Consider the following 16,853-nt stretch of genomic DNA (forward strand, 5'->3'; position numbering starts at 1 on the left):
GCCAGCGGGCGCGCGCCGAGCGTGCCCGCCGCGCCGCGCAGCGAGTGCGCGAGCCGCGTCATCGTGGTCGCGTCGCCCGCCGCGGCGGCCTCGGCGAAGTCGGCGGCGAACCCGGTCTGCGTGTCGTGGAAGGTGCGCAGCAGCTTGCGGTAGAGCGGCAGGTGGCCGGCCGCCGTCGCCAGCCCCGCCTGCACGTCCAGCCCGGCGATCTGCGGCAGGCCGTCCGGCTTGCCGGCCGCCACCGTGCCGCCGGCGCCGCCGGCGACGTCATTCCCCGGCGTCCCGCCGGGTTCGAGGACCTCGCTGCGTCCGTGCTGCGTGTCCACGCGGCGTCCCGCGCCGGAGCGCGTGTCCATCGGCACGTCCGCGGCCGGCATCGCCGGATGCACCCAGCGCGCGAGGGTCTCGAACAGCAGGTCGACGTTGAGCGGCTTGGCGAGGTGGTCGTTCATGCCGGCCTCCAGGACGCGTTCGCGGTCGCCGCTCATCGCGTTGGCGGTCATCGCGATGACGGGCAGTTGCGCCCAGCGCGGCGCGGCCCGCAGCGCGCGGGTGGCGGCGTAGCCGTCCAGCACCGGCATCTGGCAGTCCATCAGCACGCCGTCGAAGCCGTCGGGCGAGGCCTCCAGCAGGTCCAGCGCGACGCGCCCGTTGCAGGCCAGGGTCACGTGGACGCCCGCATCCTCCAGCAGCGCGGTGACGAGTTCCTGGTTCAGCTCGTTGTCCTCCGCCACGAGCAGGCGGGCCCCGGCCACCTGCCGCATCGCCTCGCGCGCGGAGTCGCGCCGGCGCTGCGCCGCCGGGGCGGGCAGGTCGGCGTGGCCGAGCGCCTCGCCGATCGCGCCCAGCATCGACGACGCGGTCACCGGCTTGGTCAGCAGCACCGGCCGGCGCGCTGCGCCTGCCGCCTGGCCGGCGGCGGCCAGCGCCGCGGTCAGGGAGTCGTCGCGCCCGAACGAGGTCACCAGCACCACGGCGGGCGGCACCCGCAGCCGGCCGTCGGCGAGCTGGCGCGTGGCCTCGATCCCGTCGAGCACCGGCATCTGCCAGTCCATCAGCACCAGCGCGTAGGGCCGTCCGTCGGCCTGCGCGCGCTCGGCGACGCGCACGGCCTCGGCGCCGTCGGCGGCGGTGGAGACCTCCAGCCCGAAACCCGCGCCCAGCGTGGACAGGATCTCGCGCGCGGCGCGGTTGTCGTCGACGACCAGCGTGCGCAGGCTCGCCAGTTCATGGGCCATCAGCGCGCGGCGCGCGGGCAGGTCGGAGCCTTCGGCCTGCAGCACGAAACGGGCCGTGAAGTGGAAGGTCGATCCCTCGCCCGGCGTCGACTCCAGCCAGATCCGTCCGCCCATCATCTCCACCAGCTGCTTGCAGATCGCCAGGCCCAGGCCGCTGCCGCCGTACTTGCGCGTGGTGGAGCTGTCGGCCTGGCTGAAGCTGCGGAACAGCCGCGCCTGCTGGTCCGGCGTCATGCCGATGCCGGTGTCGCGGACCTGGAAGTGGAGCTCGACCTCGGGCGCGCAGGCCGCGCCGCCGGCGGCCGCCGCCAGCACGGCCTGGGCCGACTCGGCCGGCGTGAGCGCCACGGCCTGGATGCCGATGATGATCTCGCCCTGGTCGGTGAACTTGGCGGCGTTGTTGCCCAGGTTCACCAGCACCTGGCCCAGGCGCAGCGGGTCGCCGATGAGCGCCGTGGGCAGGTCCGGCGGCACGTTCAGCAGCAGCTCCAGGCCCTTGTCCTCGACGCGGAAGCCGATCAGGTTGACCAGGTGGTCGAGCACGTCCTCCATCCGGAAGGGCACGCACTCCAGGCTGAGCTTGCCGGCCTCGATGCGGCTGAAGTCCAGGATGTCGTCGATGACGCCGAGCAGGTTCTCGGCGGAGCGGTGCACCTTCTCGATGTAGTTGCGCTGGCGGGCGTCCAGCCCGGTCTGCAGCGCCAGGTGGGACATGCCGATGATCGCGTTCATCGGCGTGCGGATCTCGTGGCTCATGTTGGCCAGGAAGTCGGACTTGGCGCGGGTGGCGCTCTCGGCGTCGTCCTTGGCCCGCTGCAGCGCCTCCTGGGCGCGTTCGCGCTCGGCCAGCAGCGCCTGCAGCTGGCGGTGCTGGGCCTGCAGTTCGAGGTCCTTGCGGTCGCGCGACGCGCTGTGCGCCAGGCTGCGCAGGCTCGCGGCCAGCAGCCCGAAGGCCAGCAGCGCCACGAGCGCGGCGATCCCCACGCGCGTCGGGGTGGGCTCCAGCGCGTCCAGGTCGCCCAGCAGCACCAGCCGCCAGGGGCCGGTCGGATCGTTCCAGGACACGTCGGCGCGGGCGACGGCATGCCGCACGCCGTCGATCTCGATGCCGGGACCGTCCAGCACGAACGGCAGGCTGCGCGAGCGCGCGGGGTCCTCGAAGAGCTTGCCGAACTGGCGGGCCGAGGTGATCGCCTGGGCGCGCTGGGGCGTGGCGGGGCCGTCCAGGGCCATGCGCCAGGCGCGCCGGCTGGACGCCAGCACCACGCCCGACGGCGAGACCAGCAGCGCCCCTGCGTAGCTGCGGGTGTCGAGGAAATGGTCCAGCCCGTCGACGTAGAGCCGGGCGACGACCGCGCCGATGATCTCGCCGTCACGGCCCGGGAGTCGGTACACCGGCGCGGCGAGCCAGTAGACCCGCTGGCCGGTGCTGAGGCTGATGCCGGCGAAGACATTGGGCTGGCCGCGCATCGCCTGGCGGAAGTACTGGCGGAAGGCCACGTCCAGGCCGATCGGGGACGAGCCCTCGTCGTCCCAGGCCGCGATGATGCGGCCGCGCGCGTTCACGACGAAGACCTGCTGCGCCCCGACGCTGTTGGCGATCACCTCCAGCGTGTCGGCGGCGGGGCGGGTGCGGCGGGTCGTTTCGAAGTCGGTGAGCGTGGCGGTGGTCTTGAGCGCCGGGTTGAGCTCTCCCGCGAGCACGACCGCGCCCATGCCCTTGCCGGTGAGGGTCAGGCCTTGCAGCGCCAGCGCCTCGCGCTGGGCGGCGTTGTTCAGGCTGCGCTGGAAATCGTGCTCGAGCGAGCGGCGGTGCAGCTCGCTCGCGGCAAGGCCGAGCGCGAGCGCCGCCACCGCGGCCAGCGCCCAGGCGAGCCGGCGATGCGCCAGCAGCCAGTCGGAGACACGACCCATCCTTTTCCCCCCCAAGGAACACCCGCGTGCGTGCGCCGGGCGTTGGTGGATGAACGCCGGTTCAGTGTAGGGGAGGCGGGGCGCGGCGCAAGCCCCGTGAAGGCAGGAAGGCTGAGGGCCTCAGGACCCCGTTCTCTCGCCAGCCTCGGCGGCGGACCAGCCCGCGCGAGCCTGGGCGACCAGGGCGTGGGCCTGCGCGAGATCCCCGGCCATGGCGCTCGAGGACTGCCGGACGGCGGAGCCGGTCGACTGGAAGACGGGTTCCATGACGCCGCGCAATCGATCCGTGCTCATCCCGCCGTAACGCCGCAGTGCCTCGACGCCCTTGAGAACCGCCTGGATGGTCGGCACCGTGGCCGTTGCAAACACCAGTTGCAACGGGGAGGGCTCGGTGCCGGGAGAGGCCGAGCGCCCCCTCGCAGGGAATCCGGGGAAGCGGCTCGCGCCCAGTGCGTGGCAGACGTCCGCCTCCGTGATCGCACCGACCTTCAAGCCCTGCGCAAGGAGGCTGATCGCGGCGTCGACCGTTTCCGGGCTGCCGCCGATCAATGCCCGCTGCACGATCGTCTCCCCATGCCAGTCCTGAAGCAGCACCGAGGCCAGCTCGGTATCCTGCAGACGACCCTTGGCGTGCAGTCCCAGAAGCATGCTCGCGAACTCGCCGAAGCAGTCGATGCCGCTCTTCGAAGCGAGACGATGCAGCACCGGCATCTCGTGCGGGTCGCACGCGCGGAACAGCGCACAGGCCTGTGTGGCGTCCAGCCTGCCGGATTCGATCAGGCAGGAGATGCGGTACGACAACTGGAGGAGCGGCTGCCAACTGATCTGCTTGAACACTTCATGCCACAACGAGTCGCCGTCCGCATCCTTGGCCAGCAGGATCTCGCGCAGACCGGCCGGCGTCAGGTCGCCTTTCTGCGCCTCTCTCAGCAGCTGGTGCAGTTCTGCATGGAGGGACTCCGGCGGGCGCGTCTTCAATGCGGCCGACAAACGATGCTGCGCGGGGCGCCCATCGGTGAGGCTCTCGTAGGCGGAGTCGAAGCGAGTGGACGGTGGATTGATCATGTCATCTCGAGGCACGGACAGATGCACTTTGTCGTGTCCGCTGTCAGCCGGTTCGATGGACTTGCCGGCGGGACGGCGCCGGACGCGGGCTCGTCCTACACGGGCGGCGCGGCGTCGTGGCTAGCATCGGTCGTCATGGACAGCGCGGACGCCCCGGAGACCGGGGAGATCGAAGAGACCGGAGAGACCGGAGAGACCGGCGGGACGGAACGGCGGGCCCCGGCCGCCGTCGGCGGATCGACGGGCGGCGATCTCGTCGTCGCGAGGCCCGAAGGGCTCTATTGCCCGCCCGGCGATTTCTACATCGACCCGTGGCGGCCGGTCGACCGCGCCGTCATCACGCACGGCCACAGCGACCATGCGCGCATCGGCCATGCCCATTACCTGGCGCATCGCGACAGCGCCGCAATCCTGCGGCGCCGGCTCGGCGAGGACATCACGCTGCAGACGCTCGACTACGGCGAGGCGATCGTGCACCACGGCGTGCGCGTGTCGCTGCATCCGGCCGGGCACGTGCTGGGGTCGGCGCAGGTGCGGCTCGAGCACGGCGGGCGGGTCTGGGTCGCGTCCGGCGACTACAAGCTGGAGGCCGACGGCACCAACGCGCCGTTCGAGCCGGTGCGCTGCGACACCTTCATCACCGAGTCCACCTTCGGCCTGCCGATCTACCGCTGGCCGTCGCAGGCGGCGCTGTTCGCCGAGATCGACGCCTGGTGGCGCCGCAACGCCGAGGCGGGCCGCCCCTCGGTGCTCTACGCCTATGCGCTGGGCAAGGCGCAGCGCCTGCTGCACGGCGTGGACGCGTCCATCGGCCCGATCGTGGCGCACGGCGCCGTCGAGCCGCTGAACGCCGTCTACCGCGCGGCCGGCGTGAGCCTGCCGGCCACCCGTCACGCCGGCGATCCGGCGCTGGACAAGGCGGCGCTGTCGCGGGCGCTGGTCATCGCGCCGCCGTCGGCCGCGAGCTCGCCGTGGCTGAAGCGCTTCGGCCCGGACCTCGCGGACGCCTTCGCCAGCGGCTGGATGCAGCTGCGCGGCACGCGGCGCCGGCGCGGCGTCGACCGCGGTTTCGTGGTGTCCGACCATGCCGACTGGCCGGGCCTGATGGCGGCCATCCGCGGCACCGGCGCCGAGCGCGTCTTCGTCACGCACGGCAGCGTCGCGACGATGGTGCGCTGGCTGGGCGAGCAGGGCCTGCGGGCGCAGGCTTTCGCGACCGAGTACGGCGACGAGGACGACCGCGGCGATCCGGAGACCGCGCCTGAACCGCGCCCATGAGCCTTCCCCGGTCGTGGTCACCGAGGCTTGATCGAAGCTTGACCGGAGCTTGATAGGAGCTTGATAGGAGCTTGATCGGACCTTGGCCACCGGGATCCTCGTTCCCTGATGGCCGTTACCGGGTCGTCGTCACCTTCCGCAGCCGCTCCCGCGCATCCCCGAAATCGAAGCGCCTCACCGCGTCCAGTACCGCGCCCAGTTCGGCCATCCGCGCGCGCTGGTCCTCGTCCCGCGGCGTGCGGCGATGGAGGACGCCGTGCATCCGTTCCGCCAGGTCGACGGCCGTGGCGTCGTCGGCGTCGAGCAGCCGGCGCAGTTGATCCCGATCCGCCGTGTCGTTGGCGTCCACGTCGTCCGCTTCTTCCGTACCGGCCGCGCCGGCCGCGGCATCCTTAGCCTCGGCCCAGGCCTCGATGCGTCGCAGCGCCGGCAGCAGATCGTCCAGCGCCGCCCGCAGCCGGGCCAGCAGCGCCGACCGGTCTCCGGCCGGAAGGCCGTCCTTGCAGGCGTGCTCGAGCCGCGCCGCCGCTTCCGCCACCTCGTGCGCGCCGATGGCGCCCGCGGCCCCGCGCAGCGCGTGCGCCAGCATCGCGGTCGCCCGCGCATCGCCGCTGTCGTGGGCGGCCGTCAGCGGCGCGTCGAAGTCGGCGCGCGTGCGCAGGAAGATCGCAATCAGCCGCCGGTACAGCGGCATCCGCTGGTCCGCCCCGGCCAGCCCCGCGCGCATCAGGCCCAGGTCCCGCGGCGACAGGCCGGCGCCGTCGTCCCCGGCGGGCGCCGGCCCGCCGTCCGCCACCGGCGCCGGCGCTGGTGCCGGCTCTCCGCGGTACACCGCCACCCAGCGGGCCAGGGTCGCATACAGCAGCGCGATGTCCAGCGGCTTAGCCAGGTGCGCGTTCATGCCCGCGGCCATGATGCGATCGCTGTCGCCGGCCATCGCGTGGGCGGTCAGGGCGACGACGGGCAGCGTGCGCCAGCGCGGATCGGCGCGCAGGCGCCGCGTCGTCTCGTATCCGTCCAGCTCCGGCATCTGGCAATCCATCAGCACCGCGTCGAATCCCTGCGGCGACGCCGCCAGCAAGGCCAGCGCCTGGGCGCCGTGGTCCGCCAGCGTCACCGTCACGCCCACGTCCCGCAGCAGTTCGGCCGCGAGTTCCTGGTTCAGCTCGTTGTCCTCGACCACCAGCACCCGTGCGCCGGCCAGGCGGCGCAGCGCCTCGCCGGTGGCGCTGCGTCGGTCCGGACCGGACCTCGCGGGCGCGGGCCGCTGTCCCGGGCTGGCGGCGAGCCCGGCCATCGGGTGCGGGACCGTGACCGGTGCCGTCCCCGTTTCCGTTTCCGTTTCCGTTTCCGTTTCCGCGACGACACCGAAACGTGCCGTGAAGCGGACGGTCGTTCCCTCGCGGGGCGCCGATTCGATGTCGATCCGGCCGCCCATCAGCTCCACCAGCTGGCGGCAGATGGCCAGTCCCAGACCGCTGCCGCCGTAGCGCCGCGTGGTCGAGGAGTCGGCCTGGCTGAAACTGCGGAACAGGCGCGACTGGGTGGCCCGGTCCATCCCGATGCCGGTGTCGCGGACGAGGAAACGCAGCGCGATCGTGCCGCCGTCCGTCGCGTCGCCGGCCCGTGCCGGGGTCCTGTCCGCGCGCCTATCCGTGCGCCCCTCCACAGGCCCCTCCGCGCGTTCGACCACGCGCTCCACGGTCACCACGATCTCGCCGCGGGTGGTGAACTTGACGGCGTTGTTGCCCAGGTTGACGAGCACCTGCCCGAGCCGCAGCGGATCGCCGCGCAGCAGCGGTGGCAGGTCGGGCGCGACGTCCAGGCGCAGGGTCAGGCCTTGCGCCTCGACGCGCAGGCCGATCAGGTCGACCAGGTGATCCAGCACGTCGCCGAGCCGGAAGGGGACCGACTCCAGCTGGAGCTTGCCCGCCTCGATGCGGCTGAAGTCGAGGATGTCGTTGAGCAGGCCCAGCAGGTGTTCGGCCGAGCGGTGCACCTTCTCGATGTAGTCGCGCTGGCGCGGATCGAGCCCGGTGCGCAGGGCGAGGTGGGACATGCCGAGGATGGCGTTCATCGGCGTGCGGATCTCGTGGCTCATGTTGGCCAGGAAGTCGGACTTGGCGCGCGTGGCCTCTTCGGCGGCCTCCTTCGCGCGGCGCACCGCCACGCCGTGGGCCGTCGACCGCTGCAGCGCGGCCAGCAGCGCCAGGCAGAGCAGCGCCATGACGCCGGCCGCGGTGAGCCGTTCGGCCATCGGGGCGATCAGGGCCTCGTCCTTCAGCAGCACCAGCCGCCAGGGGCCGCGCGGGTCGCCCCAGTCCACGTCGGCGCGGCCCGTGAGGAGCCGGCGATGGCCGGCCGCGATCGTCGGCTGGTCCGGGTCGAAGGACAGGCGGTGCGCCCGGCCGGGATCGAGGAAGGCGTTGCCGTACTGGCGGCTGGCGGTCAGCGCCGCGGCGCGCGCGGTGTCGAAGGGACCGACGGCGGCCAGGCGCCACGCGGGCTCGCTGGCCGCCAGGACCACGCCGTCGGGGGAGATCAACAGGCCGCCGGCGTACCGGACGTCGCGGGAGAGCAAGGGCTCGCCCGAGAACTTGGGGTCGACCAGGAACTGGTCGACTTCGTCCACGATGAAGCGCATCGCCACGACCCCGATCGGCCGGCCCGGGGGAGCGGTCGCCGCGGCGGCCTCAACATCGCTCTCCTCCGGCCAGATGGGCGCGGAGAGGAAGATCGCGCGCCGGCCGCTCGACAGGCTGATGCTTGCGCTCACCGCCACCTCGCCGGTCATGGCGCGCTGGAAGTGGGGACGGAAGGCGACGTCCTGTCCGAGCGGCGATTCCAGCCGCGGCTTGTTCCAGCTCGCGACGACGAGGCCGCGACGGTTCACCACGAAAGCCGCTTCGGCCTCCGTGCGCTGCACCAGGGCGCTGAGCGTGCGCTGGGCATGGGGGACGGCGCGCGCGTCCTCGATGCGGTCGAGACGCGCCGCGCGCTTGAGCTCGTCGTCGGCGCGACCCAGCACGCGGAGCGCGCCCATCGACTGGCTGCGCACCGTCACGCGGTTCAGCAGATAGGCCTGGCCGCGGGCGGACCGGTCCAGTTCCAACCGCACCTCGTGGGTGGCCCAGGCGACGTAGCCGAATTGCGCGGCCCAGGCGGACGCGGCCGTCGCGGCCCCGATGAGGAGCCATGCCAGGCGCGGCCGGTCCGCCAGGGCCTCGCGCCATCTCTGCGACCCTTTTCCCCACGACCCCTGCGTCATCGCGGTGTCCCTCGATCCGTCGTTTGTTGTCGGGCGGCGCCGGTCGGTTCCGTCGATGCGTCCACGTGTCGTGACCATGTGACCACATGTCCGCGCCCGTCGCTGCATGCCGTGCGGGCGCCGGCGCAGTGTTGGAGCGCGGCCCGGCGCTTGTCAACCCGCGAACGCGACCGCGTCCTACACCGCGCGGACGGGGCGCTCGCTAGCATCGGCCGCATGAGAGCTTTCGCCGCGCTGTACCGCGACCTGGACGCCTCGACCTCCAGCCTGGCGAAACAGTCCGCGCTGCAGGCCTACCTGCGCCAGGCGCCGCCGGAGGACGCGGCGTGGGCGGTGTACTTCCTCGCCGGCGGCAAGCCGCGCCAGCTGGTGCCGACGAAGCTGCTGCGCGAGCAGGCCCGCCTGGTGGCCGGCCTGCCGGAGTGGCTCTTCGACGAGAGCTACGAGGCCGTCGGCGATCTGGCGGAGACCATCGCGCTGCTGCTGCCCGAGCCCGCGCAGGCGGTCGAGCGCCCGCTGTCCGACTGGATGACGGCGCACCTGCTGCCGCTGCGTGGACAGCCGCCGGAGGCGCTCGCGACGAGCCTGCAGAGCCAGTGGGCCGCGCTGGCCGTCGATCAGCGCTTCGTCCACCTCAAGCTGATCACGGGCGCGTTCCGTGTCGGGGTGTCGAAGCTGCAGGTGACGCAGGCGCTGGCCGCCGTCGGTGGGCTGGACGCCAAGCTCGTCGCGCAGCGGCTGATGGGCTACACCCACCTCGGCGCGACGCCGACCGCCGCGGACTACGCCGCGCTCATCGCGCCCGCCGACCCCGGCGGTGCCGATGGCGCCGGCCGCGGCCTGCAGCCGTATCCGTTCTTCCTCGCGCATCCGTTCAACCTGCCCGCCGCGCAGTTCGACGCCGCGATCGGGCCGGTGTCGGACTGGCTGGTCGAGTGGAAGTGGGACGGCATCCGCGCGCAGCTGGTGAAGCGCGGCGGCGAGGCGGCGGTCTGGTCGCGCGGCGAGGAACTCGTCACCGACCGCTTTCCGGAGTTGCGCGCGATGGGCGAGGCCTTGCCCGACGGCACCGTGCTGGACGGCGAGATCCTCGTATGGCGCGACGGCCGCGCGATGCCGTTCGCCGAGCTGCAGAAGCGCATCGGCCGCAAGACGATCAGCGCGAAGCTGCTGGGCGAATTGCCGGTCGCGCTGTGCGTCTACGACCTGCTGGAGCAGAACGGCGAGGACCTGCGCGATCACCCGCAGCATGAGCGGCGCGCGCGGCTGGAGCGGCTCGCCGCCGCGCATCCGCTGGCGGGGCTGGAACTCAGTCCGCTGATCGCCGGCGCGGACTGGGAGGACCTCGCCCGGCAGCGCGGGCAGGCGCGCACGCTCGGCGTCGAGGGGATGATGCTCAAGCGCCTGGACGCGCGCTATGGCGTCGGACGGACCAAGGACGTCGGCGTCTGGTGGAAGTGGAAGATCGATCCGCTGTCCGTCGACGCGGTGCTCATCTACGCGCAGCGCGGCCACGGGCGGCGGGCCAGCCTCTACACCGACTACACCTTCGCCGTCTGGAACGGACCGCCGGGCGATCCGGGCCGGCAGCTGGTGCCATTCGCGAAGGCGTATTCGGGACTCACCGACGCCGAGATCCGCGACGTCGACGCGGTGATCCGGAAGACGACGACCGAGACCTTCGGTCCGGTGCGCAGCGTCACGCCGACGATGGTGTTCGAGCTCGGGTTCGAAGGCATCGCGCGCAGCGGCCGCCACAAGAGCGGCATCGCGGTCCGTTTCCCGCGCATGCTGCGCCGGCGCGAGGACAAGCCGGTCGAGGAGGCCGACACCTTGCAGACGTTGCAGGCCTTGCTGCCGGGGGAGGGCGCGTGAACGGCGGGATCGCCGTGATCGACGCGTGGCTCGAGGCGAAGGGCTGGACGCCGTTTCCGTTCCAGCGACGCGTGTGGGAAGAGATCGCGCGTGGTCGCGGCGGTCTGCTGCATTCGAGCACCGGCAGTGGCAAGACGCTGGCGGTGTGGCTGGGCGCGCTCGCCGCGTTGCGCGACGAGGTCGGCGCCGACGCGCGTGTCCATGCCGGCAAGGAAATCGCGCCGCCGCTGACGGTGCTATGGATCACGCCGATGCGCGCGTTGGCCGCCGACACGTTGCGCGCGCTGGAAGCGCCGATGGCGGCGTTGTGTCCTGGCTGGAGCGCGGCGCTGCGCAGCGGCGACACGACGTCCGCGCAGCGGGCCGCGCAGGACCGGCGCCTGCCGACCGTGCTCGTGACGACGCCGGAAAGCCTGTCGCTGCTGCTGTCGCGCGCCGATGCGCGCGATCAGCTCGGGCAGGTGCGACTGGTCGTCGTCGATGAATGGCACGAGCTGATGGGAAACAAACGTGGCGTGCAGACGCAGCTCGCGCTGGCGCGGCTGCGCCGCTTCGGGCAGGAGCACTGCGGAGAGCCCACACCCTCACCCCCGCCCTCTCCCGCAAGCGGGAGAGGGAGCCCTTCAAGCGCCGCTTCCGCGACCGGTCGCGCCCCTTCTTACTCCCTCTCCCGCTTGCGGGAGAGGGCAGGGGTGAGGGCCAGCGGCCGCCGAAGTGCGCTGATGATCTGGGGGCTCTCGGCGACGCTGGGCAACCTGGACGAAGCCATGCGGACCCTGCAGGGCGTCGGCGCCGAGACGGTCGAGGGCGCCGACGCCGTGCTGGTGCAGGGCGAGACCGACAAGACGCTGGTCATCGACACGCTGCTGCCGGAGACCGCCGAGCGTTTCGCGTGGGCGGGCCACATGGGCCTGCGGATGCTGCCGCAGGTGGTCGATGCCATCGAGGCCAGCGCGAGCTGCCTGGTCTTCACCAACATGCGCTCGCAGGCCGAGCGCTGGTACCGCGCGCTGCTGGAAGCGCGGCCCGACTGGGCCGGCGTGCTCGCGCTGCACCACGGCTCGCTGGACCGCGAGGTGCGGGAGTGGGTCGAGCTCGGCCTCAAGGAGGGCCGCGTGAAGGCCGCGGTCTGCACGTCCAGCCTCGACCTGGGCGTGGACTTCCTGCCGGTGGACCGCGTGCTGCAGATCGGCTCGGCCAAGGGCGTGGCCCGGCTGGTGCAGCGCGCCGGCCGCTCCGGCCACGCGCCGGGACGGCCGTCGCGGATCACGCTGGTGCCGACGCACAGCCTGGAACTCGTCGAGGCCGCCGCCGCGCGCGAGGCCGTCCACGCCGGCCGGATCGAGGCCCGGCACAGCCCGCGCGAGCCGCTGGACGTGCTGGTCCAGCACCTGGTCACCGTGGCGCTGGGCGGCGGTTTCCGTCCTGAGGCACTGCTCGCGGAGGTCCGCGGCACCGTCGCCTACGAGCAGCTCGGCGAGGCGAACTGGCAGTGGTGCCTGGACTTCGTCCGCCAGGGCGGGCCGTCGCTGACGGCGTATCCGGACTACCACCGCGTCGTGCCCGACGAGGACGGCCTCTGGCGCGTGCCCGACGCGCGGCTCGCACGGCGTCATCGCGTCAACATCGGCACCATCGTCAGCGACGCGGCGATCAGCGTGCAGTACCTGAGCGGCGGCAAGCTGGGCAGCGTCGAGGAGAGCTTCATCGCGCGCCTGAAACCCGGCGACGCCTTCATGTTCAGCGGCCGCCTGCTGGAGCTGGTGCGCGTCGAGCAGATGACGGCGCTGGTGCGTCGCGCGACGTCGGGCCGCGCGGCCCTGCCGCGCTGGAACGGCGGCCGCATGCCGCTGTCGAGCACGCTCGCCGATGCGGTGCTGCGCGAGCTGGCCGCGGCCGACGCCGGCCGCTTCGACTCGCCCGAGATGCAGTGCGTGCGGCCGCTGATCGACATCCAGCGCCGCTGGTCCGGCGTGCCCGGTCCGGACGTGCTGGTGGCGGAAACGCTCAAGTCGCGCGAGGGCTGGCACCTCTTCCTCCATCCCTTCGCCGGCCGGCAGGTGCACCTGGGCCTGGCGGGCCTGATCGCGTGGCGCGCCGCACAGCCCGAGACCGGCACCTTCTCGATCGCGCTGAATGACTACGGCATCGAGCTGCTCAGCGCCAAGCCCATCGACTGGGCGGAGCGCCTGCCCGGCTTGCTGACGCTGCCGCCGATGGAGACGCTGCTCCAGGAGGTGCTCGCGAGCCTGAACGCCACCGAGCTCGCGCGGCGGCGCTTCCGCGAGATCGCGCGCATCGCCGGCCTGATCTTCCAGAGCCATCCGGGCGAGCGTCGCAGCAACCGGCAGCTGCAGGCTTCGGCGACGCTGTTCTTCGAGGTGTTCCAGCAGCACGATCCGGGCAACCGCCTGCTCGCGCAGGCGGAGCAGGAGCTGCTGACGCAGGAACTGGACGTGCGGCATCTCGCCGCGGCCCTGGCGCGCATGGGACGGCAGACGCTGCGGATCCATGCGCTCAAGAAGCCGACGCCACTCGCGTTCCCGCTGATGGTGGAACGCTTCCGCGAGAAGCTCAGCAACGAATCGCTCGGGGACCGCATTGCACGCATGGTGTCGGAGCTGGAGCGCAGCGCCGGTGGTGATGCCGTCGGGACCGCGCATGAGCCGGCGGAACGAGCGCTTGCAGTGTTCGCGAAGCAGGACTCGCCGCAGTTCGCGGTCGAGGCGGTGCAGGAGTCGCTCGCGCTCGAGACACGCGGCGAGGCGCCTGCGAGACGCCGCGAGGCTGGCACACGGAGAAGACGATGACGGACGCCGATCCGCGGGGCGCGTTGGAAAGGAGGCTCGCCGGTGAGCGTGTCTGGCTGCTGCCCGAGCGCGCGCTGTGGTGGCCCGCGACGCGCACGGTCTTCGTCGCCGATGTTCATCTCGGCAAGGCCGCGAGCTTCCGCGCGCTGGGGCAGCCCGTGCCGTCGGGCACGACCCGGGACAACCTCGACCGCCTGAGCGCCTTGATCGACGAGCTCCGCCCCGGGCGGCTCGTGGTGCTCGGCGATTTCCTCCATGCGGCCGCGGCGCAGCAGTCGCAGGTGCTGGATCCCGCGCATCGCTGGCGCGAGCGGCACGCGGATGTCGCCTGCCTGCTGATCCGCGGCAATCACGACAGCCGCGCGGGCGATCCGCCGTCGTCGCTGCGATTCGAGATCGTCGACGAGCCTCATGCGATGGGGCCGTTCGCGGCCTGCCACCATCCGCGCCGCGTGGACGACGCCTACGTGCTCGCCGGGCATCTGCATCCGGCAACGACCTTGCACGGCCGCGCCCATGAACGACATCGGCTGCCGTGTTTCTGCGAATCCGAGGGGTTGATGATCCTGCCCGCATTCGGCGCGTTCACCGGCACCACGTTGGCCGGACTGCCCGAAGGATCCCGCTGTCACGCCGTCGGCGGCGGTGCGGTCTGGCCGGCCGTCACGACGTTCGGCCTCTGACGCCGCGTCAGAGGCTGAATCCACCCACGTCCGTGTAGAAATCGCCGAGCTCGGTCCATTCCTTCAGATCGGCGGGCACGGCGAAGTGCGCGGACAGCGCCTTGGCGGCTTCCTGCGCGGACGCGAAGGAATCCCCCCACGGCATGCTGTCGTGTTTCACGCGCCAGCGCCGCGACAGCCGCGGTTTGATCGTGAAGGTGCCGTCCAGGCTTTGGAAGACGTAAGAGACGGTATCGAGGTCCATGGTGAGCTCCGGTCCTCTCCGGATCGATGACCCTATCGTATCGGGCGGCAACTGTCATGCCCGAGTCGCCTGAACCGGGTCACCGCGGTCCGTCACGCCGGTTCGTCCGGCCCGGGCGGCCCTGGATGAGTTCAGCCGTCCGGGCGGCCAGCGCCAGGGCCTCGGCCCGCTCCTCGGGAGAGAGGGCGCCGCGGTGCAGCGCCTCCCTGAGCAACTGCGCGTGGGTGTCGGAAGCGCCGCCGGCAAATGCTGCCGCGAGGACCGATCTCGATGGCCGTCCGTCGCGTCTGGCCAGGAGCAGGCGAGCCGCCGTCGCGTCGCCCACGGCACCGGCGCCGATGCACGCGTTCAACAGGCGTTCGAAGCAGGTCAACTGCCGTTGCGCAGCGGACCGCTGCAAGGCGGCATGCCCGTCGGGATCCAGGCGGGGGTGGCTCCGCGCTACGGTGTGCGGCAAGCCGTGGGTGTCGAGCGTGGCGTCGAGGAGCTCGCAGAGATGCGCTTCCGATAGCAGACCCAGGCGCGCCAACTGGCCGAGGCCGGTGAAGAGGGCGGGGAGCCACCCGGTGTCCGCGTACCCGGCCGCGCGTGCGAGTTCGCGCATCTCCGTGTCCGGTGACTGCGAGAGCAGGCCGTCCCGCAGGGCCTGCGGTGGCAGCAGCTGCTCCCGGATCGCCAGGACCCAGGCCTCCACCAGGGTGAGGACCACGGCCGGATCCGGCGTGCGCGGGTCGCGCCGGAACGCGGCGTGCCAGGCGGACCATCCGTGCCGGTCGAGACCCAGCATCAAGCGCGTCGCATCCTGCGCGTGCAGGCGTCGCGCCCGCCACAGGGAGAGGATCTCGGCGTACCAGCGGGCGATGACCGGCGGCGACCCTTTCATGACGGTCTGCATCGAGAAGGGTGTGCTCCGCGCGCGCTGTCCCCGGACGCTCCCGGTGAGGATCCTGCCCAGTTGATCCTCGCTCATCCCTTGCGGTCCCTGGAACTCCCGGAGCCTGTCGAGGAACCGTCCGGCCTCCTCGCAGAAACCATGGCCGAACACCATCGTCAGGCCCCAACCCTCCTCCTCGTCCCCCTCGAGGGTGCCGCCGCCCAGCAGCCGGGTCACCTGTTCGGACGAGAGCCGACCGTCCCGCAGGGCGGGCGCCAGGGCGTCGAGGAAGGCGTCGGCGCAGCGGTGCCCCTGTCTGGCGGCCAAGGGGAGGAGGTCCTTGTCGCGCCAGAGGACGGACAGGGCCTCTTGCGCTGTCAGCCCCTTGCCGATGCCGCCCAGCACGCCGCCGAGGATGGCGCGGACCCGCCCAGCATCGCCGAGGGCGCAAGCCCAGGCCAGCCGTCGTTCGTCCAACCACTGGCCGGGTGTCGACGTCAGGCTGTCCAGGACGACCGCCTTGCCGAGTCGATCGACGTTGCCGGCCACGAGCCCGTGACGCCACGCGTGGACGCAGGACGCCGCGATCCGCCGGGCCAGGTCGGGCCGCTCCGCCAGCGCCTGACGCACCATCCAGGCCGACATCGCGTCGTCGTCGAGCCGGTCCAGCAATGCCCCGGCCACGGCGGACGAGCACACCCAGGAGGCGGGGAAGTCCATCAGCCCGCCGGCTTCCGATGAGTCGACGACCGTGAGCGCCACCCGCTCGCGTGCCTGGGCCGTCAGGCAGGGGCGAAGGCTTTCGGCTTGATCGATCAAGGCCAGATCGGCCACGCGCACTGCTGCGGGCGTGCCGCCGTGTCCGTCGATGCAGACCCATTCATCGCCTTCGATGCGCAGTTGCCGCGACGGTGACCCTGGCAGGGAGACCGCGACGTCGCCCACGGGCGTGTCGTCGGCGAATCCCCCCTCGTACCACAACGCCCGGCCCAGCAGGGACGCGTCTCTGTGCACGTGGACCGCGCCGGTCGCCGCATCCCGCGCAAGGACACAGCATTCAGCCACCGGAAAGCCCAGCGTGTGCTTCAAGCCGGCCGTCCGGGTCCTGAGGAGGTCCGGCCCCGCGGAGACACCGTCCGGGCCCGGGGCACCGATCCTGGACAGCAGTTGCCGCGCCAGCGCCCGGCAGAGCGCCGCCGCCGTCACCCGCGGCGCCGCGCGACGCACGAAGAGCTCGATCTGGGCGTCGTGTTCCGTGGACCAGCCGAAGGAGTCCGGACGCGCCGGATCAGCGGTCGCTGGCGAGGCCAGCCGTGCAGCCGCGCAAGACACGAGGTAGTCGCGACAGTCGGCTTCAAGACGGTGAGAGGAGGGCGCCTCGTCCGGGAAGCTCCTGATCATGGGACAGAGCGCGAGGTGCTCGCGGGCCATGGACTCGAGGAGGGCCTGCCGGGTGACGGCGAGTGCGTCGGCCAGCGGCGTGGTGCCGGAGCCCGGAGGACGAGCGAGGTGGCGCGGCGCAGGGACCGTCGTGTCGTCGTCGATCGCCGCGGCCATGCCGCTCACGATGGTGCTGATGGGGAGCAAATGCAGGTCCTCGAGAC

At 72.4% G+C, this 16,853-nt stretch carries 9 protein-coding genes; 4 read left to right on the top strand and 5 right to left on the bottom strand.

The features are described 5' to 3' along the window. A partial coding sequence (locus AC07OZ_RS00005; protein WP_495465143.1) for a hybrid sensor histidine kinase/response regulator occupies positions 1–3,152 on the bottom strand: 3,152 nt, incomplete at its 3' end. 120 nt (positions 3,153–3,272) lie between these two features. Beyond that, positions 3,273–4,244 carry a hypothetical protein gene (locus AC07OZ_RS00010; protein ID WP_495465144.1) on the bottom strand — a complete coding sequence of 324 codons (972 nt, stop codon included), beginning with the start codon at positions 4,242–4,244 and terminating at the stop codon, positions 3,273–3,275. Between the two features lie 6 nt (positions 4,245–4,250). On the opposite strand from AC07OZ_RS00010, the gene AC07OZ_RS00015 reads away from it, so the two are divergent. After that, complete coding sequence (locus AC07OZ_RS00015; protein ID WP_495465145.1) at positions 4,251–5,495, top strand: ligase-associated DNA damage response exonuclease; 1,245 nt, start codon at positions 4,251–4,253, stop codon at positions 5,493–5,495. Between the two features lie 115 nt (positions 5,496–5,610). Here the strand turns inward: AC07OZ_RS00015 and AC07OZ_RS00020 are convergent, their stop codons facing one another. Next, on the bottom strand, positions 5,611–8,763 hold the full coding sequence (locus AC07OZ_RS00020) for a hybrid sensor histidine kinase/response regulator (protein WP_495465146.1): 3,153 nt from the start codon (positions 8,761–8,763) through the stop codon (positions 5,611–5,613). Positions 8,764–8,979: 216 nt separating this feature from the next. On the opposite strand from AC07OZ_RS00020, the gene AC07OZ_RS00025 reads away from it, so the two are divergent. Genes AC07OZ_RS00025 through pdeM form a run of 3 tightly spaced genes read left to right on the top strand, consistent with a single transcriptional unit; the run spans position 8,980 to position 14,131 of the window. After that, positions 8,980–10,638 carry an ATP-dependent DNA ligase gene (locus AC07OZ_RS00025; RefSeq protein ID WP_495465147.1) on the top strand — a complete coding sequence of 553 codons (1,659 nt, stop codon included), beginning with the start codon at positions 8,980–8,982 and terminating at the stop codon, positions 10,636–10,638. Beyond that, entirely contained in the window at positions 10,635–13,448 is a 2,814-nt protein-coding gene (locus AC07OZ_RS00030; RefSeq protein WP_495465148.1) for a ligase-associated DNA damage response DEXH box helicase, read from the top strand. The genes AC07OZ_RS00025 and AC07OZ_RS00030 overlap by 4 nt, the downstream gene beginning before the upstream one ends. Continuing rightward, complete coding sequence (pdeM, locus tag AC07OZ_RS00035) at positions 13,445–14,131, top strand: ligase-associated DNA damage response endonuclease PdeM (protein WP_495465149.1); 687 nt, start codon at positions 13,445–13,447, stop codon at positions 14,129–14,131. Before AC07OZ_RS00030 ends, pdeM begins: the two co-directional genes overlap by 4 nt. Positions 14,132–14,138: 7 nt before the next feature. Here pdeM and AC07OZ_RS00040 read toward each other — a convergent pair whose 3' ends face one another. Continuing rightward, the gene (locus AC07OZ_RS00040) at positions 14,139–14,375 is read right to left on the bottom strand and encodes a hypothetical protein (protein ID WP_495465150.1); all 237 of its coding nucleotides are present in this window, start codon (positions 14,373–14,375) and stop codon (positions 14,139–14,141) included. A 79-nt stretch (positions 14,376–14,454) separates the two neighbouring features. After that, a complete protein-coding gene (locus AC07OZ_RS00045) occupies positions 14,455–16,836 on the bottom strand; it encodes a hypothetical protein (protein WP_495465151.1) in 2,382 nt (793 codons plus the stop codon). Positions 16,837–16,853: the final 17 nt, after the last annotated feature.

It is taken from the genome of Roseateles sp. GW821-FHT09G03, assembly GCF_059416045.1.

Coding starts and splice junctions, on each gene's coding strand:
- AC07OZ_RS00020 (WP_495465146.1), bottom strand. CDS start 8,763: ATGACGCAGGGGTCGTGGGGAAAAGGGTCGCAGAGATGGCGCGAGGCC.
- AC07OZ_RS00025 (WP_495465147.1), top strand. CDS start 8,980: ATGAGAGCTTTCGCCGCGCTGTACCGCGACCTGGACGCCTCGACCTCC.
- pdeM (WP_495465149.1), top strand. CDS start 13,445: ATGACGGACGCCGATCCGCGGGGCGCGTTGGAAAGGAGGCTCGCCGGT.
- AC07OZ_RS00040 (WP_495465150.1), bottom strand. CDS start 14,375: ATGGACCTCGATACCGTCTCTTACGTCTTCCAAAGCCTGGACGGCACC.